A 25473-nucleotide genomic window follows, 5' to 3' on the forward strand; every position below is an offset into this window, starting at 1 on the left:
AAAACTATCTTTTCTTTTTTTCTTGCCATACTGTTAATTTATTTTCTATAATACTTACTATTAGATTAAGAACTAATCCTGTTATACCTATAAGTATTATACCAAGCATAACAATATCCATTCTAAAATATAAACTAGCTTCCTGTATCATCTGACCTAAACCAGCACTTGAACCTGTTAATTCAGCTGCTATTAATGTAGTAAGTGAAGCACCAAGTCCTAAACGCATACCAACCAATATATAAGGAACAGAAGCAGGTATTACAACTTTTAAGAAAATATCTTTATCTTTGGCTCCTAAAACTCTAGCTGCTTTTATTAAAGTTTGATCAACCTCTCTTACACCTTGATAAACAGTAATAATCATAACTAAAAAAGTAGATATAAATATAACTGTTATTTTAGCACTTTCTCCAACTCCCTGAGCAACTACAACTAAAGGTATATATGCCAAAGCTGGTATATTTCTTACAAATTGTATTACAGGCTCTATTAATAACTGAACCGGCTGATACCATCCCATTAAAAATGCTATAGGTATTGAAACTATAAATGCTAAAGCAAATCCTGACAATACTCTAAACAAACTTATACCTATATGATTTAATAATTTTCCATTGCTCATTTCTCTTACAAATGACTTTAAAACATCAGCAGGACTTGCTATAACAGCACCTGCTACTGATGATGAAACTAATTGCCATACCAATAATGCTATTATAACAGAGGCAATGGTAAATATATATTTCTTCTTTCCCATAGGTTTACTATTCATAATTTTTCCTTTTTATAGTATATACTATGATTTACTAATAAAACTTTAATATTTAGTTTAATGCTTTTTGTATAATGTCAACTCTTGTGTATTTATCAACAGTTACAGGTTCTGTACTCAATCTATTATTCTGTACAAAATATTCTATTTGTTTTTGATACATATTAGTAAGGCTTCCATCTTGAATCATACTCTTCATTTTATCAGAATACATCCAATCAGAACTATATTTTTCTTTTGAAACTGTTTCCACATCCAATCCAACAAGCTCAGATACATTAGTTATAGACTCATCTAAATGATCTTTTCTATAATCCATAGCCTTATATAAAGCTCTTAAAAAACGTATTACTGTATCTTCATTGGATTCTAAATATTTTTGAGTTACAATCCAGCTTGCTGTAGAATCAACCTCTATTTCCTGAGGCTGTATTATATTAAGATTTTCTCTTCCTATTCTCTCATCTATTTCAACAGTATAAGGAGGCCATACAGATATAGCATCTACTTTATTAGCTAAAAAAGAAGCAACAGCACTTGAAACCTCAGCATTAAGTATATTTATGTCTGACTTATTAATTCCTGTACCTACTAATACTTGATCTATGATAGTTTCTCCTGATGTTCCTAATTGAGTTATTAAACTTTTTCCAACCAATTTTTCCACACTATCTATACCGGAAGTTTTTAATGTTCTAATACCTTCAACAACTGCTATTCCGTCAGTAGCTATTATTTGAACTTTTCCTTCTGCTGCTAATGTATGAGCACCAAAACCTATATATCCGATTTGTATATCTCCGGAAACCATAGCTGCTATCTCAGTAGGACCGCTTGTAAATTTAACAAGTTCTATATCCAAACCTTCATCTTTAAAATAATTTTGATTGATACCTGTAATAATAGCAGATGCTCCTCCCATATTAGGATGATATGCAACTCTTACTTTATTAGAAGATGTATCATTTTGTTTGCCACAAGATGCTAATACAATTAAAGATATTATTAATATATATATTGTAGATTTTTTAATCACTTTTTTTCTCCATAAATAAAAATTATCTTAAAATATCTTCTATTTCAGCATTGCTCAAGAAATTCATAACTAAAGGCTGAGATTTATTATCCTGAGACTGCTGCCAAGTAGCATACATTCCATCCTTAGTTCTTAATACATCAACATATCTTGAACATCCTGTACCATAAGGACTTATAAATAAAGGCAATTCTTTACTTATTCTTTCAATATGAGAGAATGATCCATTTTCTATATATGCCACTCCGCCTAATTCCTCACATGAATATCCTCTAGGTCTTTTTACAGCTTTTTCATGCTCATCTAAATTTCTTACACATTCTCCACCATCATAGAAGAATAAACTTACTCTTTTATTTTGTAATATTCCAATCTGAGGCATATCAATAACACAAGTTCCTCTAGTCATAGCAATATCCCAAGTATGACCTTTTTCAAAGAAATAAAATACTGGGGCTTCAAAATTAAGTTTCTCACCTCTTCTTATCATATATCCTGTATTTGAACTAGTCCAGTTATATGGATGTGTACAGAACATTAAATATTTTTCTCCATTATAACTATCATATACAAAAGGATCTTTTAAATGTATAAATCTTGAATCCTCACCTTTAATAAGCTCTTTTACATTAGAAGCACTTAAATTTTCTATTTTATCAGCTACTATAACATCAATATCCCATACACCTGTGCCTGGTTTTAAATATTTTTTAAGATGATCTGGATATTTATTTTCAGATTTTTCAGAAGAAATATAAAGCTCTACTTCATTATCCTTATTAAATCTCAAAGCAGTACCTTCTATAGATAAAACACCTCTTGGAAGCTCTTTTTTTAATATGCTTTTTACTTTTGTCCAAGTATTTCCTTTATCAGAAGACTTAAATATAGCTAGTTCTGCTCCTCTGTCTCCCAAATCAAGTCCTGTTCTTGAATCTCCAGAATTTCTATATCTTCCAGAAATATATAAATTTCCTTCTTTATCTTCTACCATATTTCCGCCGCCGAACCAATATCCGATTTCAGGAGTTACCGGTACTATTATTTTAGCTTTTTTTTCATCTATTAGCTTAAGAGAAAATTCCATTAATTTTTTTTCTAAATTTGTCATGATTATTACCTTTACTTTATTTTTTAGATATTAATTAGTATAGTAAACTAACTAACCAAAATCAAGATAAAGCAATACAAAATAACAAATTATGATGATTTATTTTTTGAAATTTTAATATTATTAGTAATTGATATTTCTGCTATTTAAAACATTAATACAAACTTTAATTTATTCAGTAAATTTATAATATTTAATAAGAATTATTTTTATATCTTTCAATTTATTCTACTATAATATAGAAACAGTTATATATTATGATTTATAATAGCATCTCTAATATATATTAAGAATATACTAATTTATAGTATATGATAAAAAACTATTATTATGGAATATCTATAGTTTTAGGATCGCTTTCTTTTTTCTCTACAAACCAATCTTCTTCACTATTAGGATCCATCTCTGCTATTTTATCAAGCCCCATACAAATATAAGTACCTTTAGCAGTTACAGCGATTTTTCCATCATTTAAAAGTATATAACCCTCACCCTCATAAATTCTTCCATCTCCGGATGTAATTTTTCCTACTATTCGTATTTGTTCATTAATAGGAACAGGTTTTTTATATTTTGTAGTAAGAGTCATAGTAACACCCCATTTTTCCTCTCCAGTATAAGGCATCATAGCTCTTCCTATAGTTTCATCTAAAATTGCGGCAAGTATTCCTCCATGCACTCTGGAAGGATATCCTTGATGAACATCTCTAAAAGTAACCAAAGCACATAATGATTTATCTTCAAGTTCATAAAACTCAGCTTTCAAACTTAAATCATTTTTAAATCCGCACACTAAACACATTCTAGAATTATTCTGTTTATTTAATACCTTTAATTCCATAAAAAACTCTCAAAACTTTATTCTATAATTTTGAGTTAAATATTAATACTTTTGTACAAAAAAACAATATCACTATTTATTTTTTATTACTTTTTATGTAAAAATAAGTTTTATAAAACGTTTTATTTAGTTGACAAAAACGAAAATTAAATTTAATATTAAGCCAAAAGTTATATAACCTAGGAGGATATTTTATTATGTCTAAAGAAGTATCAGGAGTATTTTCATTCTTATTGGGTTTAACTGCAGGTGTAGCATTAGGTATACTATTTGCTCCAAAAGCAGGAGAGGAAACAAGAGAAGATATTAAAGAAACTGTGGAAAATATAAAATATAAAGTAGATGATCTTTATCACAGAGGAGTTTTGAAAACTTCAGAATTTGTTGAAAAAGGAAAAGAAAAAACCAGCGATTTCTTTGATAAAAGAAGAAAAAAATCTAGCGAAGAAGCAGAAGAGTAATGCAGGATATTACATTTCAAATAAATGTTATAGCTATATCATTAGCTTTTATTGCAATATCTACACTAATATTGGTGTTAGCTATATTTTTTGTAGTGCTTGCTAGTTATTTTAGATTCACTAATAGATTTGATAAAATTCTAGAAAATGTTGAATCTATTAGTGAAAAAATAAATAATATTACAAACACTGTAAATGAAGAAGCAGACAAAGCTAGATCTACTTTAGATGTTGTACATGATACATTTAATAATTTAGCTGAGAGTGTTAATAGCTTTAGTATAATAACTAAAGATTTTATGAATAATTTTAATATATTTAATATTGTTCAATCTATATTCAGTTTATTCACTGGAAAAAAGAAAAAAAACACAGATGATGATTTTGATTTATAATAGGATTTTTTATATATGTTAAGAAAGGTATTATTTATAGTTTCGTTTATTACTTTATTATTTAATTTTTCATATTCTCAGGATGATTCTAATTGGGTCATAAGAATAAGAGATGCAGAAGGTAATGTAAAAAAACTTATTACAGTTGAAAATTGTCTAACTGAAATATCAAATCTTTCCATATTAAGAGGAGCTCCAGAAGAAGCTGTAAATATTATACTTACAAATGATCTTCAATTATGGCAGTTTGCTTCCCAGCTTATAGAACAAGAATTAATGTACATGAAAGCTGTTGAAGAAGGCTATGATAAAGATGAAGAAATTGTTAAATTAATCTCTAAAGAAAGAGATAATCAAATATCACAACTATATATGCAGGAAAAAGTAAGTGATGATTTCGGTGTAGTTTCTGATGAAGAAAAAAGAAGATTCTTTAATAATAATAAAGCACGTATACAGGCAGCTGTAGGACCTAATGTAACTTATGAACAAGTTGCTATGGATATAGAAACTACTATTTTGCAAGAACGTATGCGTAATGAATATGATAAAATCATAGATGCTGCAAAAACAAATTATAATTTAGTATATTCTGTAAATAGTGATCCCTGTGTATCTATAGAAGACCATACTATCCCATTATCAGAATTTAATGATATGTTTAATGAATCTTTAAAACAGGCTGGCGGAAATATACCTGCCGCATTAAGAATACAAGCAAGAGACGGAATGTTTAAAGCATTTGTGGCTAGAGAAGTTATGATTTATGAAGCTAAGAAAACAGGATTTTATGATACTCCTCAAGCTAAATCTATAGAAAACTTTTTAACTAGAAGTGCTGTTACAACACACTATATAGATAAGACTATAAGATCAACTATACCAAAACCTACAGAAGAAGAAATTAATGCCGCTTATGAACAATACGGTAAAATATATAATATAGATTCTCTACCCTATGCTGATGCACAGAAAGCTCTCGAAACATTAGTTATAGAGGCTAAAACTCAGCAAAAATATCAATTATTAATAACAGATTTGAGATATAGATACAATATAGAAAAAAATCTATCACTCTTAAATCCTAAAAAGGATTAATAAACTATTTAAAATTTTATGAAGAATAGATTTTTAATTTTATATTTATCAATTTTGATACTATTCTGTTTTTCTAAATTTTCATTTGCTCAGAGAAATGATTATTATTTTGATATATCCCCTCTTATAGAAAAAAATAAAATGTTTTCTGTAGGTTTAGGAGGAATATTCAGTGAGTATAATTCTTGGTTTAACGGACAGCTTTATACATTGGATCCGTACAATCCAAATATAAGCAGAAGAGATATATATTTCACATTTATGCCTTATTTTAAAGTGAGACCTATTAAATTTGTAGAGATAGGAGTTTCTACAAGTTTTGTATATCAAAGGCAAGATTCAAGAAATGATTTAACAAGTGCAACAAATATGACTGACAGTTTTGGATTCGATGCTATTAATACCTCTGTAAAAGCAACTCTTTTAGATTGGTATTTATCTATAGGTGCTAAATTTGGAGTAGGATATACATTTAGGAAAAATAATTTTTTATATAAGGATGTAAAAGACCCTCTAAATATATATGGAACAATAATGATAGCTGGAATTCCTAAAGTTATACCTGTAAATTTTTTATTTGCATACACTTTTGATACCAGAGATAATTTATTAGAGGATATATTTAATATAGGAGAAATAGTAGGAGCAATAGAAATAATAACTTCCCCATTTATAACTCTGTATACAGGTGTAACTTATGTATTTCCATATACAAAAGACTCATCTATGACATATTTAGAACCTTTCGTAAAATTCAAAGCTACAATATCAGATTTTTTATATATGACAGTATCATATCATAAAGTAGTATGGGGCAAAGGTTATGCTCCTAATACATCTACTTTTAACTTTGCCATAGAATATATGTTTTATTCTCCAAAATGGGATTGGTGGCAAGGTAAATTTGTCAAATAGAAAATATTACACCTATAGTAGATTTACCCAAAAAATATTGCGACATATTTTGTATAAATGCTAATATTGTTCTTAATATTCCAAAAAATAGTAATGCATAAAGTATTAAAAATCCATAAGGATATACTTTATCATAAGTGCTTTTTCCTTTATCAGATAAGAAAAATCTTAATATCCATCCTCCATCCAATGGCGGAAATGGTAATAAATTAAAAAACATAAGCATTATATTAATCATATAAAACATAAAAAGCATTGTTAAAATTATAGGAAGTCCGTTAATAACAAACTCAGCAGCAGCATTATTATAAGATTCTAATGATATTAAAATTTTATATATTACAAAAGTTCCATCTGTAGGCATAGTAAGTATTTTCATTATTACAAAGGATATAGTTGCTATTATAAGATTAGCAAAAGGTCCTGCAAATGATACTAATGCCTGATCTCTTTCAAAGTTTTTAAAATTATAAGGATTTACTGGAACCGCTTTCATCCAACCTATAACAGGTATTCCAGTAACAGCTGCTATTATAGGCAATATTACGCTTCCTAATATATCAATATGGGCAAAAGGATTAAGTGTAAGTCTGCCCAAATTCATTGCTGTTTCATCCCCAAGCATATAGGCCGTTCTAGCATGAGAATATTCATGTGTGCTTGCAGATATTATAAATACCATATAAGATATCAATCCTATAGATAATTTATTTGAAAATATATCATAAACCATTTAATTGTTTCCTTTTTTCTATCTCTATATAAGAATATTTATTTTAGTATAAATTATCTTTTTTGCAAATTTAATTTTTATTTTATAATATTTTTAAATAAAAAATATACAAATGAAATATATTAATTTTTTACAGAAAATATTGCAAAAAAAACGTAATTATAGCATACTGTTAGAAATATTTTCAAGGATTTTATTTATGAACGATATTTCCATAGATAATTTAAAATTTGATAATAATGGCTTAATACCAGCTATAGTTGTAGATTATTATACAAAAGAAGTGCTAACTTTAGCATATATGAATAAAGAAAGTTTAAAAATAAGTATAGAAGAAGGTAAAACTTGTTTCTACAGCAGAAGCAGACAAGAATTATGGAGAAAAGGAGAAACTTCAGGAAATTATCAGCATATACAATGTATAAAAAGCGACTGCGATAATGATGCATTAGTAGTAGAAGTTATTAAAGATGGACCTGCCTGCCATACAGGTGCTGAGTCATGCTTTATGAATGAAGTTTATTCAAAAGATGATTATAAAGACTTTTCTATAGATAAGCTATATGAACTTATAAAGGGAAGAAAGATTAATCAAACAGAAGGTTCATATACAACATATCTATTTAACAGCGGAATAGATAAAATATTAAAAAAAGTAGGAGAAGAATGCACAGAAGTTATAATAGGTGCAAAAAATGATAGTAATAAAGAAACTATATACGAGCTTTCAGACTTGCTTTATCATAGTTTGGTATTGATGGTTGAGAAAGGAATTAGTATTAATGATATAAAAAATGAACTTGCAAGCAGATCTATAATAGATAAAAAAGTAAAACAACAAAGTATGAAATAATGATTTTTTAACAAAAATTATAATTTTCATTAAACAAAGTAGAATTTTTTAAAAAAATCATAAATATTTAACAATTTTTAATTAAAAAAGTAAAATTTCATTATGAAAATATTGCATTATTTTCATAATGATTTATTATATAAACAATAACCTATTTTATGGAAATATAATATGAGAACAATATTTATTATACTGATTTTAGCAATTTTATCGTTAAATTCATGCACCAAAGATTTTGGAGTAAAAGTTACAAAACCAGGTGCAGATTTGATACTTTCTAAAATGCAAAGCGGAAATTGGGCTGGAGCTACTGCAAACGGCAATAAACTTAATATTTCAAATGGAGGAAATCTTAATGGAGATTACACATTTGAAGAACCTGTACTAGGTATAGGCGGAATATATAAAGATAGTAACGGAAAATACATAATGACTACTCCTGTAGGTGATACACTTTATGCTATGGAAATGAATCAGCAAGCTAAAGAAGCTGTTGATGCTATATTAGATATACTTGATGATGCAGGCGGAGAAGCTGTTATTGGAAACTTAATAAGTGCTGTTATAGATAATGGTGCTGATAAAATAGATTTAAGTAATTCTGATAAAATACTTGAAGGTACTAATTTAACTCCTGATAAAAGAGCAGAAGTTGAAGCTATATTGAAAGCATCTTCAAACGGTTTTTCAAATGGTCAGGCTATAAAATAATAATCGAGTTTTATTATGAAAAGATATTTAATATTATTAATTATTTTATTTAGTAGTTTTTCCTTATTTGCTAAAGGTCTTCCTTTATCTACTGAGGTAACAGGAGAGGATTATAGCTGGATAAAGGGAAGACAAATGATTAGTGTTAATCTTAATCCGGGCGGAGCTATATATTTTCCTTTGTTATTCAATACGGCAGCAAATAATGCTGTTAATTTAGGCGGATTATTTGGATTTAATTTAGGAGATGTAGCTAAATATTTTGATTATGCTGATGCTAAAGGAAGTGCTTGGTATATACCTGCTATTTCTTATTCTATATTTGTACATAATCAAATAGCTATGGAAGCTGGTATAGGGGTTTATTCCAGCACTTATGATTTAACTATTTCAAAAGAGAATGCAGGAAAATTATTAGAAGCATTAGGACAGGGTAATTATTCAGGTGTAGTTGGTACTGATACAAAGTTTAATGCATCATTTATATTTATGCCTGTTACATTCGGTGCGAAATTCTACGGACCTAAAAGACAATTTTATAATGCATTCCGTTTCGGTATAGATGCTTTCTTCTACACAGTTTCTACAGAAAATGGATTAACTGGTATAAAAACTGAGCATACTGTATATGATGCTGCATTATATGTGTCTTATGAAATAGGATGGAATATAGAGTTATTCCCTACAAGAGAATGGAGAGTTAAACCTACTATAGATATAGCATTGCTTGAAATAGGTTATTATGTTAGACCTTGGGCAGAAAATGTATACAATACTGTAACAGGAGGAGTTACTTCATTAACTGCAGGCTTCTCTGCATTTAATATTCCTGCTTGGAGCAGTTTCCCTAGTTGGGCAAAATATGCTGCTAATATAAGATTTGCATTATTCCCAAGAATAGGCTTTAGTTTAAGATTTTAATGGATTTGAAATATGAATACTAAAAAAATAATAATTTTTATATCTTTGTTAGTTTTTAGTTCCTTTTCTATGGTACATGCTCAAGACTACTTCAAGCACTCTATTGCAGTAGATTTCGGTACTACTTTATTTTCTATGGGAACTATACCTCTTATTAGTGATTTAGTGTTTAAACCTCAGGAAGGAGCAAGCGGAAAAGTTTATGATGGTAAATTTGGTATTAGATTTGCTTATAATTATACATATCTTCCAAAACAGTCATTAGATATAACATTAGGTTTCTATGCTTTTGATACTCATTATGGAGATTACGGCACACCTGGAATAGACAGCAGTACAGGAAACATTATAAGTTCTGCTACATTGGGAAAATTCTACAACGGTAGTACTATAGCAATACCGGCATCTATAGGAGTAAGATTTTACTTTAATAAGAGCAATACCCCTAATGGTTTTTTCTTATTGCCTAAAGTTGGTATGACTACATTTATAGTTAATGGTAAAGAAGTAAGAGATGATGGAAGTGTGAAATATAAAAGAACAACAGTGTATGATTTTTATATATCCGGAGAAATGGGTTTTAGAATAGATTTATTTTCTAAAATGGGTGCTGATTGGGATGTACGTCCTTTCATAGATATATCATTGCTTGATATAGGTTATTCATTTACTCCAGGCATCAGATTAATACCTCTTCCAAGATTGGCTATAGGTATATCTTTTTAATAATTACAGAAGGTTTTTATCATGAAAAAAATTTTATTGATATTAATAATAACTTGTTTTATGAGTATGTCTCTATTTCCATTAGTTGAATCATTTTATATAGCACCTAAAATAATTTATAATTTCAATGATTCAGGAATACGTAATTCTAAAAATCAAAGAGTAATGAATAATTATCTTGGTGCAGGTATTTCAGGCGGATTTGATTTTTACAGATATCAAAAGTCTATACCTGTTAGAGTAGAATTAGAATATGCTTTTAAAGATGGTATGACTGGAAATTATCATATAAATAACATATTAAAACAATCTCAGCATACTATACTTGCTGCTGCTTATTACAGCTTCCATATTTATCATATAAAGAAAAGCGAATTAAAAGTATTAACGGCAGATGAAATATATAGAAGAACACCAATAATGTCATTATATTTAGGTATGCTAATTGGAACAAAAATAAATGTAAATACTTATGACAAATGGTTTGAAGACGGCGGAAAAGTGAAAGCTACTGTGACTAAACCGGAAGCTACATTTGCAATAGGTGCAGCTTTAGGACTTGATTTTTATGTTACAAGTTTTCTTAATATAGATATAGGCTATAGATTATTATACAGTTTGGATAAAACTTTGGCTCATGAATTTGCATTAGCTGCAAGATTCCCATTACCAGACCTTAGGAAATAAAAAATGAAAAGAGTTATTTTACTATTTATTATTTCTATATTTATTTTTACATCCTGTAAAACTGGCACTTTAGTTATTGTTCCTATACCTAATATAGAAATACCGATATATCCGCCTCAGACTAATTTAAGCTTAAATACTAATAATATGATGTTTAATAATTATTCTTTAGGATTAGGCGGTTTTAATAGAAATTTATTTAGCAATAGTACTGTTTTTTTCAATGGTACTAATAGTAATTTATTTAAAAAGAATTTTGTTTACTTAAAATAAAAGGGTTGTTATATGAAACGATTAGTGATTGTATTATTATTTTTTATAGTTGCCTTTTCAAATAAAACTTTATTGTCAGCAACATTTTCAGGTATTTATATAGCCCCTAAATTTAATTTTAAGCATGAAGCTTTAAAATCTACAAATATGTAAGAGACTCTTAAAAAAGGTTCTGTTGTTCTTGATAAAAATAATTATGTAGGGTTTGGTGTTGCTTTGGGATATGACTTATTTAGAAAAACAAGATTAATCCCTCTTAGAATTGATTTAGAATATATGTTTCAAGGAATGGTTGCAGGAAAAGATAAGGGCTATTTTATGCAAAGTATAATGGGAAGTATTTATTATGATATTAATGTTTTCTTCCTAAAAAATAGTGAATTAGATACTGTTACATCAAAGGTGCTTTATCAAAGAACACCTCTTATGAACATATATATAGGCTTATCAATAGGAAACAGACTATTCCAAACTAGGTACAGTTATGATGGAATAGGAAATGCCCTTATTACGAAAAGTTCTTTTGTATTTGGAGTTAATGCAGGTTTAGTATATAATATATTTGATTGGCTTGCTATAGATTTGGGATACAGATATATAATAGGATTCGGCTTTACTGATGCTCATGAAGTTTTACTTGGAGCTAGATTTACTTTAAGATAATTATAATTTAGAAGAAGTTTAATTATGAAAAATAATATATTAATATTGATTTCTTTATTCTTTTTTGCTGTTTCATGCTCTACTACTAGTGAAAATGTTGTAATTTTGGCTTTTAGTAAACAGCTGCATGCGGTTATGTACAATAATAATAGTGAATATAAAGATATTCCTGATGCCACTGTAAAAAAAACAGGAGACAGAACTGTACTAAATACTGGTAATGTTATAAATTTTGATTTTGATTCTTATCAATTAAAAGATGAATATAACAATGGAATAAATGAAATATATAAATATTTAAATGAAAATCAAAATGTTAATTTAATAATAGAAGGATATACTGACAGCAAAGGAAGCGACAGTTATAATATAAGATTATCTGAAAACAGAGCAAGGACTATACTTAATAAATTAGTAGCAAAAGGTATAGATAGAAAAAGACTAAGATATATAGGCTATGGTTCTACACGTGCTTCTCAGAATAATGAAAAAGATAGAAAATGTCAGTTTGTAATAATAAATAGTGCTGATGAAGAGGAAACATATAAAAAAAGAAATGAAACTGAGACTATTAAATTAAAAAGATAATTTTTTATATATTTTCGGCTTAAATAATAAAAAAATTTGTTTAACTATTATGCATATAAAAATTAATATAATGGAGTTTTATATGCATACAAAAATATACTCTGAAGCTCTTTACGGAATAGAAGGAATACCTATAATAATAGAAGTAAATATATCAGAAGGTTTGCCTAAATTTGATGTTGTAGGACTTCCTGATCAAGCCGTTAATGAAGCTAAAGAGAGAGTAATAGCTGCTATAAATAACAGCGACAGATTTTTCCCGCCAAAAAGAATAACTATCAATTTAGCACCTGCTGATTTAAAGAAAACAGGAAGCATGTATGATTTGCCTTTTGCATTAGGCATACTTTCATCAAGTGCTCAGGTATTTTTTTCTGACTTTATGGAAAAAACTATTATATTAGGTGAATTAGCATTGGACGGAAGTGTGAGAGAAGTAAAGGGAATATTCTCAATGCTTTTAAATGCTAAAGAATTGGGTATAACAAATGCTATAATACCATTTAACAATATGGAAGAAGCTAATATAGTTGATGGTTTAAATTTATATCCTGTTAAAACTTTAAAAGATGCTATTGATGCTATAGAAGGAAAAAAAGCTCCTATTATATCCGAAGGAAAATTTAATTTTAATAGCGATGAAAATGATAATATAGATTTTTCAGATGTTAAAGGACAGGAATATGCAAAACGTGCGGCAATGATAGCAGCAGCCGGAGGACATAACTTTATAATGATAGGTTCTCCAGGCTGCGGAAAAACTTTGATAGCAAAAAGAATACCTACAATATTACCTCCTCTAACTTTTGAAGAAGCTCTTGAAGTTACAAAAATTTATTCTTCCTATGGGCTTTTATCAAAAGATATGCCTATAGTAAAAAAACGCCCATTTAGAATACCGCATCATACATCTTCTTATGTAAGTCTTGTAGGAGGCGGAAGAAATATAAAGGCTGGAGAAATAACTTTGGCACATAATGGAGTATTATTTCTTGATGAGTTTGTGGAGTTTCAAAGTTCAGCACTTCAAACTTTAAGAGAACCAATGGAAGAAAAAGTTGTTACAATAAGCAGAGCCAATGGAAGTATGTCATTTCCTGCTAATTTTACATTAATTGCTGCTATGAATCCATGTCCATGCGGTTATTACGGAGATGAAAAGCATACATGCCGATGTTCAGAAATAGCAAGAAAAAGATATATAGCTAAACTTTCAGGACCTATACTAGATAGAATAGATATTTCAATAGAAGTTCGTGCTGTTGATTATAATAAAATCATTTCTAAAGCTGATGAAGAGAGTTCTGCTTCTATGCGTAAAATAGTTATTGAGGCAAGAAAAAGACAAGAAAAAAGATTTAAAGAAAATGGACTTAAAATATTTTCAAATTCAGCTATGGGTATAAAGGATACCGAAAGATTTTGCAAAATGGATGATAAAGCTAGAAATCTGCTTAATATGGCTATGGAAAGATTTTCAATGAGTGCAAGAAGCTATGATAAAATATTAAAAGTATCTAGAACTATAGCTGATTTAGAGGATAAAGATACAATAGAAGTAAATCATATAACAGAGGCTTTGCAGTACAGATTTAATATAAATTGATATACTATATTTTTTATATATTTATACAGCTATAATTTTAACTATTTTTATTAACTTAGGTTGATAATATATAATATATATGTTATTATTAGAATCCACAATATAGGTATAAAATGGATATAGTATGAAAATCGTATCTGGCAGATTCTTATCTAAATCTGAGCTCAAGAATAGAATATTAAGAGATATACTAATAGCAATAATGTTCTTTTCCATAGTATTTTTGGTATATGTTCAAATGAGAAGTCCGGTACCAATAAAATTTATATTTAAATCTCTTTTTCAGGATGTGAAAACATCAATAGTAGAAGAATACTCCAAGATATTTTATCCTACATATTACTTCTCCATGCAAATGACTCCTATATTTGATATAGTTAATCAAGCTCCAGAAGCATATAGAATTCTTATAACTAATTTTTTCCCAAAACATACCTTCATAGAAAAAGCTGCTATGCAAGTGGGTAATAATTATATGTCAATAACTAAAGAAGGAAATGGATATAAGGTAGTAGGACATATTGTAACCAACAGTAATAGTCATAACTATTCTTCTGTACCTTTTGAACAGTTAAGCATAGATTCATTTTATATAAAAGACGGAAAACCTTATATACATTTAATATACATAGCAAATGAAAATATAGCATTTGAATACATATCTCAATTCAATGTAAATTTCAATGAAGTTGAACTTAAAGATATTGATGATATATATGCATATTTGGTTACAGGAAACAGTAAAATTACATTTCCAGTATCATATTCTTCTAACACCAATAATAAAATAAATAATTTGGATTATGTAGCTATAGCTGATATTATGACTGAGGAGTTTAATGGAACAAATGAAGATATGATGAAAGTTTCATATAAAGACAATAATTATTGGGGTTATAAAGGAACTTTTTCTGTTGCAAATAATAATATAGAAATTGGAATTATTATACCTGAAAAAGCATTAATCAATAAAATACAAGTGCCTATAGTATTATTTTTAATTGTATTTGTAATTGTAACTATTGTATTAATAGTTGTACTTGCTATACACTATATTAGAATAATAGAAGATTTAAGAAGAAATCATATGGATATAAAGAAGATTATTGAGGCAGGTGAAAATACAAATGTAGAGTTTAAATCTTCTTTAAGGTATGACAGTAATACAGAAAAAATTAATAAAGCTTTAGAAGAAGTTATTATGAAATCTATTGCGGCGTTCAGTAATACAGAAGGCGGAAGATTATTTATAGGTATTTCAAATGATGGTGAGATTCTAGGACTTGAACATGATTATTCTACATTAAAGCATGCCAATAAGGATTTCTTTGAACTGCATTTAAGAACATTAATAGAAACTTATTATGGAAATGCTTTCTCAGCTGAAGGTATTAGAATAGACTTTATTGTTGAAGACGGAAAAGATATTTGTATTGTATACATTAGTAAAGGAAGAGAACCTGTTTATACTAAAATTACAAATAAACAGGGTGCTAAAGAAGAAAAATTCTATATTCGTGTTGGAAACTCATCTAGAGAATTAGCAAATGCCAGTGAAATAATAGCTTATGTAAAAAAACATTTTAAATAAAAAATGTTTTATATATCTAACTTGACTATTTATAGTCAATATTATATAATAATTATTACTAATAATTAAAGGAGTGTTTCTATGTCTGAAAATGTATATGATAGTATTATAATAGGAGGAGGACCTGCTGGACTTTCTGCTATGTTATATTTAGGAAGAGCTTTAACTAATTCCCTTTTAATAGAAAAAAAAGGTGTTGGCGGACAGATGATGAGCACTGATACTGTTGAAAATTACTTAGGTTTCCCTGAAGAAATGAGTGCTTTTGAGCTTGTAGCTAGAATGCAGCAGCATGCTGAAAAGTTCTCTAAAAACCCTATAGTTTATGATGAGGTTATAAAAGTAGAAAATATTAAAGATAAAATCAAAAAAGTAATTACTGCTGATGGTAAAACTTATGAAACAAAAACAATAATACTTGCTATGGGCGGTTTTGCTAAAAAATTAGGTGCTAATGGTGAGGAAAAATTTGCAGGAAAAGGTGTTTCTTATTGTGCTACTTGTGACGGTGCTTTCTACAGAAATAAAACCGTTGCTGTAGTTGGCGGTGGAAACAGTGCTTTTGATGAATCTTATTTCCTTACTAGATTCGTTAATAAAATATATTTAGTTCACAGAAGAAAAGAATTCAGAGCTGAGCCTATCAACGTAAAACATTTAACAGATACTGGAAAAGTAGAATATGTACTTGATTCTGTAATAGATGAGATTTGCGGAGATGGTAAAGTTAATAGCATAAAAATAAAAAATGTATTAGATGGTTCTGTACATGATCAGCCTGTAGACGGTGTATTTGTATTCGTAGGTCAGGAGCCTGCAACTCATTTCTTAAAAGACACTGGCTTAGAATTAAAAGAAACTGGACATATAGTCACAAACATGTCTACAATGGAAACTAACATTGAAGGCGTATTTGCTTGCGGAGATTCTATATTAAAACCAGTACGTCAGGTTGCTAATGCTGTTGGAGAAGGTGCAGTTGCTGCTATGAGCGTAACTCATTATTTAAACAAGGCTTAATTTTAATTTTATAAAAAACAAAAAAGAGTTTAACTTTTAATTAAGTTAAGCTCTTTTATTTAAACAATAAATTAATTATTATTTATTTTGTAGAAAAAGCGTCTATAACAGATTTTAATATTTTTTTATATTCATCATCTAAAATTTTATCATTACAAGTATCTAAATATTTCCAATAATAATATGCTCCACTATCATTACGATATTGATTTAACTTGCATAAAATATCATTATTAATTTTCTTATTGATTTCATTAATTTTCTTTTCAGATACATTAAAATCATATTTTCTTATACCGCATTCAATACAATAACCATCAGTAGTAAATCCAACTAAAACTGTTTCATCTGCTATTTCTATTTCTTTAGCTAAAGTAATCCATTCATAACAATATAAAAATTCATTATTTGAATATTTTAATATTCTTGATTCTTCAATTTTAGGATTATTAGAGCCATCAAAATAATATAATTTAAAGTCTGTATGTTTTTGTAAAAATTGATGAAACATTGTATGAACTTTAGTTGTTAATGGTATATCTAAAATACTTTGTTTAGTTCCATTGTAATATAAATAATAACCTCTGTTTCCTTTCCATTTTATTGTACCAGATATATAATGAAATAAATTTGTTATATTGTCATTCCCATAAGTAGCATCTTTTATTAATAAATATCTAAAATCATTTTCATCCTTTTTTATATAATTTTCTGTGTTATCAATTATATTCTGACAATTTTCTTTTATACTATCTTCTATATTTTTATCATTTATTTTTTTAGATATAGTCTTTATAAAATTAATAAATCTTTCTTTATCATTTTTTCTATTATCCCATAGTTTATAATTTTTGAATATGTATTCCGTATATATATGATATTTATATTTATATTCTTTACACCCTTTCATTATATTTTCTATATCAATAAAAGAAAGCATAGCCCTATGTATTAAATAATTTCCATTTTCATTATTAAAGCCATCTTTAGTAAAAATATAATTTACTACATCAACTATATTTTCATTATCTATATTGCCTAATAAGAAATCAATATTACCTTGCAAAAATATATTATTTTCGCAGGCATAAATATTTTTATTAATATTTTCATTGTTTTTTTTTAATTTATCTAATTTATTTTTTTCGGAGTTTACCAAATCTTTTGTAAACAAAGTATTTTTTATGCTGTCTTTATTAGATAATTGTGTATTTATTACTTCAAATTCATCTTCAGTAATAATTTTATCAATTAATTTCATTTGATAATAAATGTTATCATATAGATTATAAGTATTATATAATAAATTTCTTATGAGTCTTAATTTATTAAAGTATTTATTTCTTATATTATTTATATCTTTTATATTTTTCTCATTTTTTAAATATTCATAATTAAGTATTTTAAATATAGCAAATATTAAAATACTTTTTCCTATGCTATTTGTAAATTCAAATAAATTATCATCATTATCATCATAAAATACATTTAAATTATCATAAAATGTAGAAATTTTTTCATATTTATCTTCATTATTATTTTCTGATTCACTATAGTAAAATATTTTATTAAATAAGATATTCAAATTATCTTTTCCAAGTTCTGAAAGTATATCAAATATATTAATAATAAATTCTATATTATTTTTTAAAGCTGTTTTTTTATCCAATTCATTTTCTATGGGATTTGCTTTTAATTTTTTTATATATTCTTTTTTTTCATCACCTATATGGCTGAAAAATAATTCAAAAAATTCTAAATTGGATTTTTCTATTTGTAGTTTTCTAGTATCTTCAACAATTTCTATTTGAGAATAATAAATCATTTCAAAAATAAAACTAAATAGTTTCATAAATAAAGAATCAACTTTTTTATAATCATTAGTTAATGTCCAAATAAAATTAACCCAAGAAGTATCTATTTTTATTTTATATTGCTGTAATATATCGTTGTTAATTTTATCTTTAAAAAAATCTTCCAATAATGCTTTAAAATTTTCAAAACTTGTTAAAGGCTTTCCTCTGGCATTCATTTTCAAATAAATTTCATCTGTTAATTTAAAATCTTCCAAAGGTAAAAAATAAAACTGTATTTTTTCTAAATTATCAAATAACTTAATAGAATTATTATCTTTCGTAATTTCATTATATTTTTCATCTATTTTATCTATCATATTAAGCATAGCTTTTATAGTAGGGTCATTTTCATTTGTAAACCAATAAAAGTCTGTTATTATATTGGATAATTCTACTTTCTTATTTTCTACTATTTTATTATCATAATATTTTTTTATTTTTTCTATATTATTTATTATATTTTTACAAAACTCTCTTGATGATACTCTTGTAGAATAAGTAAATTTTTTAAAACATTCTTTTATTTCTTCATTAAATCTATCCTCTCTTAATGCTATATACCAATAAAGCAGGAATAAAGTTGTAACTCTCTGCTGTCCGTCTAATAAATAAACTACATTATTTTTATCTACAGAGCCGTATATAAAATCTAATTCTAATTTTTTATTATCTTCTTTTAAACATTCAAATATTTTATTTAAAAATCTGTCAGCCACTTCGCTTTCATTTTCTCTGCCCTGAGCATAATCTCTTTGTATCTTTGGTATTTCTATTCTGGAATATTTTTTAAAAAAATTTCTTAAACTTAATTTCTCATTCATCATCATAAATTCTCCTTATCAGATAACTTAGGTAAAAATTCTTTTAATGTTTCACATATATCTGTTTCATATGTTTCTGCATCATCTATTGTATATTTATATATTGTTGAAGCATTAGGATTAAAATATTTTAAAAATATATTCTTTGTACATATAGGTATAAAATTTCCCTTTTTATCTTCTTCTATAATCTTTTTTCTTTTTGATTTAAAAAATGAATTACCGTAACTTCTATTTGTATGGCTATCTAATAATGTTAAATTATATAAATTATCCCGATTAATTTTTTTATCATCTTTATAATCTTCATTATTGAATAAATGTTTTACTATCATAGTATATAATTCTTCAAAATTTTTATTATCATCATCTAAATATTTTTTTATATCTGATTCAATATTATCATCAATATTCTCTTTATAATCTTCCATGACAATATTTAACCAATCTTTTTTATCTTCTTTTTTTATAAGATTATTTGTAGTTCTAGGATCTATATGTTCAATATCCCAACTTTTTTCTTTGAATAAATCAAAAGGAAATTTAGCATTTGATGATTGATTTTTTAACATATATTCTATATTATACAATAGAAGGATTTTTCTTATTTTAATTTTATCTTCGTAATTGATTTCACTGATATCTATATCATTAATAATTTTGTTTTTGATAATTTCTTTCAATTCTTTTATAAATTGATCTCGCATATTATCAGTATATAAATTATATATATTATAAAATCTTTCCACTTTTTTATTACTAAAGTATATTATATATCCAATATAATGATAAAGAGTTAAATCATGATACCATTTATTCATAGCATAAAAACAGTATCTTATTTCTTTCCAAGTATCTTGCAATAAAAGACATTTTTTTTCATTGTCTTTCCACTTTTTGTAAAAATATCTAAATGTTTTATAACCATCTTCTCCTATTTCTTTTAAATTTTCTTCAGATATTTTTTTATCTTGTTTATCTTTTTCTAATAATTTATCTGAAACTATTTCAAAAATATAGTCTATCCTATTATATTTTTTATTCATATCATTATTAATGAATCCCCAAAATCTATCATATTGCAACGTATTTTCTATATAATCCCATTCGCTTGCAATTTCTATTTGAGCATGTTCATATAAAGCTTCATCAAAATTTTCATCATGTACGAAATTAGCTTTCTGTAAAAATAAAGCTTTAATAAGTTCAGAATTAGTAAGAGGAATTTTTCCTATATTTATTCTTGTAAAAATTTCTATAGCATTAGTATTATCACTAGGTTTAGGTTCATACCATATAAATTGTACTTTTTTTCCATCCAATAGAATATATTTTATGATTTCTTCTATGCTTTTGTTTTCATCTTTTTTACACTTATTTTCTTTATTGCTTTCAAACCATTCTATTATTGTATGATATGCATTATAGATATATTCAAAATCAATATGTTTTATACATTGTTCTTTTTCTTTTTCGGATAATTCTTTATCTGTTAATGTTTTTTCCAAAAATGTTTTAGAATCTGTTCTTGTACTATATGTTAAAGTGTATATATTTATATTATTATCATGTATATTTTTTAAATATTTTAATATTAAATAAATTGTAGTTAATCTCTGCTGCCCGTCTATAACTTCGTATACATTATTTTTATCTTTAAGTTCTAATTCATCTAATATTTTTTCATCTGATGCCTCTTTTAATACAAGAGGCTGAAGACAATAAAAGCCTTCATTATTATTTTGATGAAACTCATAAATATCGTTGAGCAAATCGTTTACCTGTATTTCATCCCATCTATACCCTCGCTGATAACTAGGTATAACGAAATTATAATTTAATAACTCTCCTATAGAGCACATTTTTACAGATTCATTATTTTCTTGATTAGTTGTTTCTGTCATATATAATCCTTAAAACTAAATATATGCCATATAGTATAACACATTTTTACGACAAAAACTGTCGCAAAATTTCGTTTTTATATATTAAGGGTTATATATGATTTTTATTGAAGTATTAATTATTTATTACTCTAAATAAGCATTAAAAAATCTATATAAACCTTGCGAATCATATTCTACACCTTTTAATCTAGGTGAAACAAGCAAAGCTTCAGAATAAAAATATATTGGCATTATAGCATTGTCATTCATAAAAATATTTTCTGCTAAATGAAGAGCATGCATTCTTATTTGATTATTTTTGTTGGTAGATGCTATGTCTATATATTCATCAAAGGCACTATTTGAATATGAACCATAATTGTTTGGAGCATCACTTTTAAAAATATTTAAAAAGTTTATAGGATCATTATAATCTGCATACCATAAATAAACAGCTAAATCGAAATTTCTGTCATACATGTTTTGTAGATAAGAAGCCCATTCATGCTTAACTATTCTTACATCTATGTTTAAATTCTCTTTAAGCATACTCTGAACAGCATCAGCAATATTTATATCAAACTCTCTTGTAGCTATAAGCAAATCAATTACAGGAAAATTTCTTCCGTTTTTGTATCCTGCTTGAGATAATAATTTTTTTGCTTCTTCTATGTTTTTCTGATAGTTGGAAGATATTATATACTCTCCTGCTTTAGTTCTGAAATCTCCGTCTATATCATTAATACCATAAGGTACTAAACTTCCAGCAGGTTTTTCTCCGCATTTTGTAATAGAGTTTACAATATATTCTCTATCAATGGCTAAGGATAATGCACGTCTTACTCTGCTGTCTTTCAATGCTTCTTTATTATCTAAATTAAATCTGTAATAATATGATGCAGCTACTGGTACAATATGAACTATTCCTTTTTGCTTTAGGCTTTCAATATCGTTTCTAGGAAAAGGCTTTGCAAAATGAATTGAATTATTAAGCACACCAGCAAGAGAAGTATTAGGCTCTTCCATCAAAAGAAAAGTTAATTTATTAGGCTTTATATTTTCATTGTTCCAATAGTTGGTATTTCTTTCTAGTATTATGCTCTTATCGAAATTTCTTTCAGTCATTTTAAAAGCCCCGTTTCCTATATATGTTTCAGGTTTTAGAGTCCATTTATCATTATATTCATTTATTATATCTTCACGAACAGGATAAAAAGGAGGATAAGCAGCCAACTCTAAAAAGTATGCTGTAGGGCTATTTAATTCTACTTCAAATGTATAATCATCTATTGCTTTTACTCCAAGTTCTTCTATAGTTTTTTCGCCGCTTATAACTTCTTTGGCATTTTTTATCACTTCAAAATAATAGCTGTATTTATTGGCAGTTTTAGGATCAACGGCTCTCCTCCAAGTATAAACAAAGTCCTGTGCTTTAACTTCTTTTCCATCGTTCCATTTCGCATTGGTTCTCAAATGAAAAGTGTAAATATTTCCTTCTCTATTAATATCCCAGCTTTCAGCAGCTCCTCCTATTATTTTATTGCTGGCATCTTTTTTTGTAAGCCCTTCAAAAGCATGAAGAATATATATCATAGTGAGATTATCAGTGTTTAAAGTTGGATCCATAGTCAGAGGTTCCGGAGCAAGATTTATAACAATTTCATTATTTGTAATTATTTCTTTTTTAGAACAAGATACGAATACAATTAATAGCATTAATAAACCAGCAGTAATTATTTTTTTTAACATTTGTTTTTCCTTTGCATTAATTTATAAAAATTACACTTATATTATTGTTATAATATATTTTTGTTCCTAATAAGATTATAGGATTAAATAAATTTTCATTATAATTTTTTAATTAGTATTTAGTATATCATTTATAGAAGATATACATAAATCAATAGCCTTATCTATTTCTTCTTCATTAATTATCAAAGGAGGATTAAAATAAATAACATTTCCCAAAGGTCTTAATAAAAGTCCTCTTTGAAGTGCCTTTTTATATATTTGATAACCCATTCTAAGTTTTGAGTCAAATCCTTCTTTTGTATTTTTATCAGTAACTAATTCAATGGCATTTATAAGCCCTATGTTTCTAATCTCTCCTATATTTGGGTGATTAAGTAATTTTTCTTTTAATTTATTATTTAAATATTTTGCTCTTACTTGTGCCTTGTTTATAATATCATCTTCTCTTAAAACTTTTTGTACAGCCAAAGCAGCAGAACAGCCTAAAGGATTTCCGCTATAAGTATGACTGTGCATGAATGCCTTTCCTTCATTATAGTCAGCATAAAAAGCATTGTATATTTTGTCTGTTGTTATTGTTATTGCCATAGGCATATATCCGCCTGTGAGTCCTTTTGAAATACACATTATATCTGGTGTGATATTGGCATGATCGCATGCAAACATCTTTCCTGTGCGTCCAAAATTTGTAGCTATCTCATCAACTATAAAAACTACATCGTATTTATCGCAAAGCTCTCTTAATTTTTTTAAGTATAGCGGAGGATATATTCTCATTCCTGCACTAGCCTGAAGTAAAGGCTCTACTATCACAGCACAAGTTTCCTCTCCGTATTTTTCAAACTTTTTTTCAGCATCTTCAAAACATTCGCATTTGCAATTTTCTCTGTTTTGATTGTATTTGCATCTGTAGCAGTCAGGAGCTTCTATATGTATAGTATCCATTAACATTGGTTTGTATATTTTTGCATACAGGTCCAAACTTCCAACTGATAATGCCCCTATAGTTTCACCATGATAACCGTCTGTAAAGCACATAAATTTTATTTTTTTAGTATTGCCTGTTTGATGATGATATTGAAAAGCCATTTTTAATGCCGCTTCTACAGATGAAGAACCATTATCAGAAAAATTGAATTTAGTTAATCCTTTTGGAATTATTTTTATAAGCTCTTCGCATAATTCAATAGCTCCATTATGTGAAAAGTTTGCAAATATAACATGTTCAAGTTTGTCAAGCTGTGCTTTAATATTTGCATTTATTTTTTCATTGCAATGACCAAGAAGATTGCACCACCAAGAACTTACAATATCAATATACTCTTTTCCATCTTTATCGTATAAATAAATTCCTTTGCCTCTATCTATAATGATTGGAGGAAGTTCCTCATAATCTTTCATCTGTGAGCAAGGATGCCAAATATATTTTAAATCCTTTTCTTCTAATGTCATAATGATTCCTTTATTTAAATAAAAAATATTATTCAAAAAGAGTTTCTATATTTTGATTTTTTTGATCTAATTGCAAAACACCATCTACAACAATACCTATTACTTTTACTCCTGTCATCTCTTCTATCATTTTTTTATTATCATTATGCATTTCATTTGCTGTTTCAAATCTGTTTAATATCAAACCATTTATTTTTAAATTTTTACTTCTCATATATTCTATAGTTAAAACAGCAGAATTAATTGTACCAAGTCCTGCATCTGCAATTATAAGAGAAGGAATATTTAATTCTTTTATAATATCTTCTAAAAATATTTTTTGATTATTATCATAGCGAATAGGGCATATTATACCGCCGCTTCCTTCTACTATCATATAATCATGTTTATTGTATATTTTTTTATAAGCATTTTTTATAAACTCTATATCTGGAGGGTTACCCTCAATTTGTGCTGCCAAATGAGGGGAATATGCATGCTTATAAGTATATGATACCATTTCATCATAAGAATCTGATAAATCAGCTTTTTGTTTTACATACCAAGCATCACTGTCTGTTATATCATTACTTCCGCTTAATGCTGCTTTATAATATCCTATATTTAATCCTTTATCTTTCATATGTTTTGCGATTAAGCCTGATACATAAGTTTTGCCTATATCTGTACCTGTTGCTGTTATAAAAATAGCTTTAGCCATAT

The 25473-nt window shown here is 27.0% G+C and carries 26 protein-coding genes; 16 read left to right on the forward strand and 10 right to left on the reverse strand.

The window, feature by feature from the left end; genetic code table 11:
- Window positions 1-4: 4 nt before the first annotated feature.
- The 4 genes from T324_RS0114755 to T324_RS0114770 all read right to left on the reverse strand — a co-directional run bounded on the left by T324_RS0114755 (window position 5) and on the right by T324_RS0114770 (window position 3763).
- A complete protein-coding gene (locus tag T324_RS0114755; protein ID WP_028330960.1) occupies window positions 5-775 on the reverse strand; it encodes an ABC transporter permease in 771 nt (256 codons plus the stop codon).
- Window positions 776-827: 52 nt separating this feature from the next.
- Complete coding sequence (locus tag T324_RS0114760; protein WP_084548679.1) at window positions 828-1811, reverse strand: ABC transporter substrate-binding protein; 984 nt, start codon at window positions 1809-1811, stop codon at window positions 828-830.
- A 22-nt stretch (window positions 1812-1833) separates the two neighbouring features.
- On the reverse strand, window positions 1834-2922 hold the full coding sequence (locus tag T324_RS0114765) for a hypothetical protein (RefSeq protein ID WP_028330962.1): 1089 nt from the start codon (window positions 2920-2922) through the stop codon (window positions 1834-1836).
- A gap of 328 nt (window positions 2923-3250) precedes the next feature.
- Window positions 3251-3763, reverse strand: coding sequence for a PaaI family thioesterase (locus T324_RS0114770; RefSeq protein ID WP_028330963.1), 513 nt, complete (start codon window positions 3761-3763; stop codon window positions 3251-3253).
- 197 nt (window positions 3764-3960) lie between these two features.
- On the opposite strand from T324_RS0114770, the gene T324_RS0114775 reads away from it, so the two are divergent.
- Genes T324_RS0114775 through T324_RS0114790 form a run of 4 tightly spaced genes read left to right on the forward strand, consistent with a single transcriptional unit; the run spans window position 3961 to window position 6632 of the window.
- Window positions 3961-4224 (forward strand): YtxH domain-containing protein, encoded by a 264-nt coding sequence (locus tag T324_RS0114775; RefSeq protein ID WP_028330964.1) that lies wholly within the window; start codon window positions 3961-3963, stop codon window positions 4222-4224.
- The gene (locus T324_RS0114780; protein WP_028330965.1) at window positions 4224-4619 is read left to right on the forward strand and encodes a hypothetical protein; all 396 of its coding nucleotides are present in this window, start codon (window positions 4224-4226) and stop codon (window positions 4617-4619) included. Before T324_RS0114775 ends, T324_RS0114780 begins: the two co-directional genes overlap by 1 nt.
- A gap of 15 nt (window positions 4620-4634) precedes the next feature.
- Window positions 4635-5717 carry a hypothetical protein gene (locus T324_RS0114785; protein ID WP_028330966.1) on the forward strand — a complete coding sequence of 361 codons (1083 nt, stop codon included), beginning with the start codon at window positions 4635-4637 and terminating at the stop codon, window positions 5715-5717.
- 18 nt (window positions 5718-5735) lie between these two features.
- The gene (locus tag T324_RS0114790) at window positions 5736-6632 is read left to right on the forward strand and encodes a hypothetical protein (RefSeq protein WP_028330967.1); all 897 of its coding nucleotides are present in this window, start codon (window positions 5736-5738) and stop codon (window positions 6630-6632) included.
- Here the strand turns inward: T324_RS0114790 and T324_RS0114795 are convergent.
- Window positions 6625-7365, reverse strand: a complete 741-nt coding sequence (locus T324_RS0114795) for a site-2 protease family protein (RefSeq protein ID WP_028330968.1) — start codon at window positions 7363-7365, stop codon at window positions 6625-6627. The two genes, T324_RS0114790 and T324_RS0114795, sit on opposite strands and share 8 nt — an antisense overlap.
- A gap of 199 nt (window positions 7366-7564) precedes the next feature.
- Between T324_RS0114795 and hisIE the strand changes: the two genes are divergently transcribed.
- The 12 genes from hisIE to trxB all read left to right on the forward strand — a co-directional run bounded on the left by hisIE (window position 7565) and on the right by trxB (window position 17004).
- Window positions 7565-8218: a bifunctional phosphoribosyl-AMP cyclohydrolase/phosphoribosyl-ATP diphosphatase HisIE gene (gene hisIE / locus T324_RS0114800; protein WP_028330969.1), complete on the forward strand. Its 654-nt coding sequence runs from the start codon at window positions 7565-7567 to the stop codon at window positions 8216-8218.
- 171 nt (window positions 8219-8389) lie between these two features.
- Window positions 8390-8929, forward strand: coding sequence for a hypothetical protein (locus tag T324_RS0114805; protein ID WP_028330970.1), 540 nt, complete (start codon window positions 8390-8392; stop codon window positions 8927-8929).
- 15 nt (window positions 8930-8944) lie between these two features.
- On the forward strand, window positions 8945-9850 hold the full coding sequence (locus tag T324_RS0114810) for a hypothetical protein (protein ID WP_028330971.1): 906 nt from the start codon (window positions 8945-8947) through the stop codon (window positions 9848-9850).
- A 12-nt stretch (window positions 9851-9862) separates the two neighbouring features.
- Entirely contained in the window at window positions 9863-10576 is a 714-nt protein-coding gene (locus T324_RS0114815) for an autotransporter outer membrane beta-barrel domain-containing protein (protein WP_028330972.1), read from the forward strand.
- A 21-nt stretch (window positions 10577-10597) separates the two neighbouring features.
- A complete protein-coding gene (locus tag T324_RS0114820) occupies window positions 10598-11263 on the forward strand; it encodes a hypothetical protein (RefSeq protein WP_028330973.1) in 666 nt (221 codons plus the stop codon).
- Window positions 11264-11266: 3 nt separating this feature from the next.
- Complete coding sequence (locus T324_RS0114825; protein ID WP_028330974.1) at window positions 11267-11536, forward strand: hypothetical protein; 270 nt, start codon at window positions 11267-11269, stop codon at window positions 11534-11536.
- Between the two features lie 12 nt (window positions 11537-11548).
- On the forward strand, window positions 11549-11689 hold the full coding sequence (locus tag T324_RS18645; RefSeq protein ID WP_245580739.1) for a hypothetical protein: 141 nt from the start codon (window positions 11549-11551) through the stop codon (window positions 11687-11689).
- Window positions 11690-11752: 63 nt separating this feature from the next.
- Window positions 11753-12199: a tia invasion determinant gene (locus T324_RS17505; protein ID WP_245580740.1), complete on the forward strand. Its 447-nt coding sequence runs from the start codon at window positions 11753-11755 to the stop codon at window positions 12197-12199.
- 24 nt (window positions 12200-12223) lie between these two features.
- The gene (locus tag T324_RS0114835) at window positions 12224-12787 is read left to right on the forward strand and encodes an OmpA family protein (RefSeq protein ID WP_028330975.1); all 564 of its coding nucleotides are present in this window, start codon (window positions 12224-12226) and stop codon (window positions 12785-12787) included.
- An 82-nt stretch (window positions 12788-12869) separates the two neighbouring features.
- Window positions 12870-14393, forward strand: coding sequence for a YifB family Mg chelatase-like AAA ATPase (locus tag T324_RS0114840; RefSeq protein ID WP_028330976.1), 1524 nt, complete (start codon window positions 12870-12872; stop codon window positions 14391-14393).
- A 124-nt stretch (window positions 14394-14517) separates the two neighbouring features.
- Window positions 14518-15984 carry an AlbA family DNA-binding domain-containing protein gene (locus tag T324_RS0114845; protein ID WP_028330977.1) on the forward strand — a complete coding sequence of 489 codons (1467 nt, stop codon included), beginning with the start codon at window positions 14518-14520 and terminating at the stop codon, window positions 15982-15984.
- 81 nt (window positions 15985-16065) lie between these two features.
- Entirely contained in the window at window positions 16066-17004 is a 939-nt protein-coding gene (trxB, locus tag T324_RS0114850; RefSeq protein WP_028330978.1) for a thioredoxin-disulfide reductase, read from the forward strand.
- 82 nt (window positions 17005-17086) lie between these two features.
- Here the strand turns inward: trxB and T324_RS0114855 are convergent, their stop codons facing one another.
- From T324_RS0114855 to bioD, 5 genes are all read right to left on the reverse strand, one after another.
- On the reverse strand, window positions 17087-19687 hold the full coding sequence (locus T324_RS0114855; protein ID WP_084548681.1) for a DUF262 domain-containing protein: 2601 nt from the start codon (window positions 19685-19687) through the stop codon (window positions 17087-17089).
- Window positions 19684-21585: a DUF262 domain-containing protein gene (locus tag T324_RS0114860; RefSeq protein ID WP_051436868.1), complete on the reverse strand. Its 1902-nt coding sequence runs from the start codon at window positions 21583-21585 to the stop codon at window positions 19684-19686. Before T324_RS0114860 ends, T324_RS0114855 begins: the two co-directional genes overlap by 4 nt.
- Before the next feature lie 126 nt (window positions 21586-21711).
- Complete coding sequence (locus T324_RS0114865; protein ID WP_028330981.1) at window positions 21712-23316, reverse strand: peptide ABC transporter substrate-binding protein; 1605 nt, start codon at window positions 23314-23316, stop codon at window positions 21712-21714.
- A gap of 108 nt (window positions 23317-23424) precedes the next feature.
- Window positions 23425-24771: an adenosylmethionine--8-amino-7-oxononanoate transaminase gene (bioA, locus tag T324_RS0114870; RefSeq protein WP_028330982.1), complete on the reverse strand. Its 1347-nt coding sequence runs from the start codon at window positions 24769-24771 to the stop codon at window positions 23425-23427.
- A 28-nt stretch (window positions 24772-24799) separates the two neighbouring features.
- Window positions 24800-25471 carry a dethiobiotin synthase gene (bioD, locus tag T324_RS0114875; protein WP_028330983.1) on the reverse strand — a complete coding sequence of 224 codons (672 nt, stop codon included), beginning with the start codon at window positions 25469-25471 and terminating at the stop codon, window positions 24800-24802.
- Window positions 25472-25473 lie beyond the last annotated feature (2 nt).

Origin of the sequence: Brachyspira alvinipulli ATCC 51933, from assembly GCF_000518245.1 — a bacterium.
Lineage (GTDB): Bacteria > Spirochaetota > Brachyspiria > Brachyspirales > Brachyspiraceae > Brachyspira > Brachyspira alvinipulli.

Coding starts and splice junctions, on each gene's coding strand:
- T324_RS0114805 (WP_028330970.1), top strand. CDS start 8,390: ATGAGAACAATATTTATTATACTGATTTTAGCAATTTTATCGTTAAAT.
- T324_RS0114770 (WP_028330963.1), bottom strand. CDS start 3,763: ATGGAATTAAAGGTATTAAATAAACAGAATAATTCTAGAATGTGTTTA.
- T324_RS0114810 (WP_028330971.1), top strand. CDS start 8,945: ATGAAAAGATATTTAATATTATTAATTATTTTATTTAGTAGTTTTTCC.
- T324_RS0114755 (WP_028330960.1), bottom strand. CDS start 775: ATGAATAGTAAACCTATGGGAAAGAAGAAATATATATTTACCATTGCC.
- T324_RS0114865 (WP_028330981.1), bottom strand. CDS start 23,316: ATGTTAAAAAAAATAATTACTGCTGGTTTATTAATGCTATTAATTGTA.
- T324_RS0114780 (WP_028330965.1), top strand. CDS start 4,224: ATGCAGGATATTACATTTCAAATAAATGTTATAGCTATATCATTAGCT.
- T324_RS0114825 (WP_028330974.1), top strand. CDS start 11,267: ATGAAAAGAGTTATTTTACTATTTATTATTTCTATATTTATTTTTACA.
- T324_RS0114765 (WP_028330962.1), bottom strand. CDS start 2,922: ATGACAAATTTAGAAAAAAAATTAATGGAATTTTCTCTTAAGCTAATA.
- T324_RS0114820 (WP_028330973.1), top strand. CDS start 10,598: ATGAAAAAAATTTTATTGATATTAATAATAACTTGTTTTATGAGTATG.
- T324_RS0114840 (WP_028330976.1), top strand. CDS start 12,870: ATGCATACAAAAATATACTCTGAAGCTCTTTACGGAATAGAAGGAATA.
- bioA (WP_028330982.1), bottom strand. CDS start 24,771: ATGACATTAGAAGAAAAGGATTTAAAATATATTTGGCATCCTTGCTCA.
- T324_RS0114835 (WP_028330975.1), top strand. CDS start 12,224: ATGAAAAATAATATATTAATATTGATTTCTTTATTCTTTTTTGCTGTT.
- T324_RS0114860 (WP_051436868.1), bottom strand. CDS start 21,585: ATGACAGAAACAACTAATCAAGAAAATAATGAATCTGTAAAAATGTGC.
- T324_RS0114775 (WP_028330964.1), top strand. CDS start 3,961: ATGTCTAAAGAAGTATCAGGAGTATTTTCATTCTTATTGGGTTTAACT.
- trxB (WP_028330978.1), top strand. CDS start 16,066: ATGTCTGAAAATGTATATGATAGTATTATAATAGGAGGAGGACCTGCT.
- T324_RS0114855 (WP_084548681.1), bottom strand. CDS start 19,687: ATGATGATGAATGAGAAATTAAGTTTAAGAAATTTTTTTAAAAAATAT.
- hisIE (WP_028330969.1), top strand. CDS start 7,565: ATGAACGATATTTCCATAGATAATTTAAAATTTGATAATAATGGCTTA.
- T324_RS0114795 (WP_028330968.1), bottom strand. CDS start 7,365: ATGGTTTATGATATATTTTCAAATAAATTATCTATAGGATTGATATCT.
- T324_RS0114790 (WP_028330967.1), top strand. CDS start 5,736: ATGAAGAATAGATTTTTAATTTTATATTTATCAATTTTGATACTATTC.
- T324_RS0114785 (WP_028330966.1), top strand. CDS start 4,635: ATGTTAAGAAAGGTATTATTTATAGTTTCGTTTATTACTTTATTATTT.
- T324_RS0114845 (WP_028330977.1), top strand. CDS start 14,518: ATGAAAATCGTATCTGGCAGATTCTTATCTAAATCTGAGCTCAAGAAT.
- bioD (WP_028330983.1), bottom strand. CDS start 25,471: ATGGCTAAAGCTATTTTTATAACAGCAACAGGTACAGATATAGGCAAA.
- T324_RS0114815 (WP_028330972.1), top strand. CDS start 9,863: ATGAATACTAAAAAAATAATAATTTTTATATCTTTGTTAGTTTTTAGT.
- T324_RS18645 (WP_245580739.1), top strand. CDS start 11,549: ATGAAACGATTAGTGATTGTATTATTATTTTTTATAGTTGCCTTTTCA.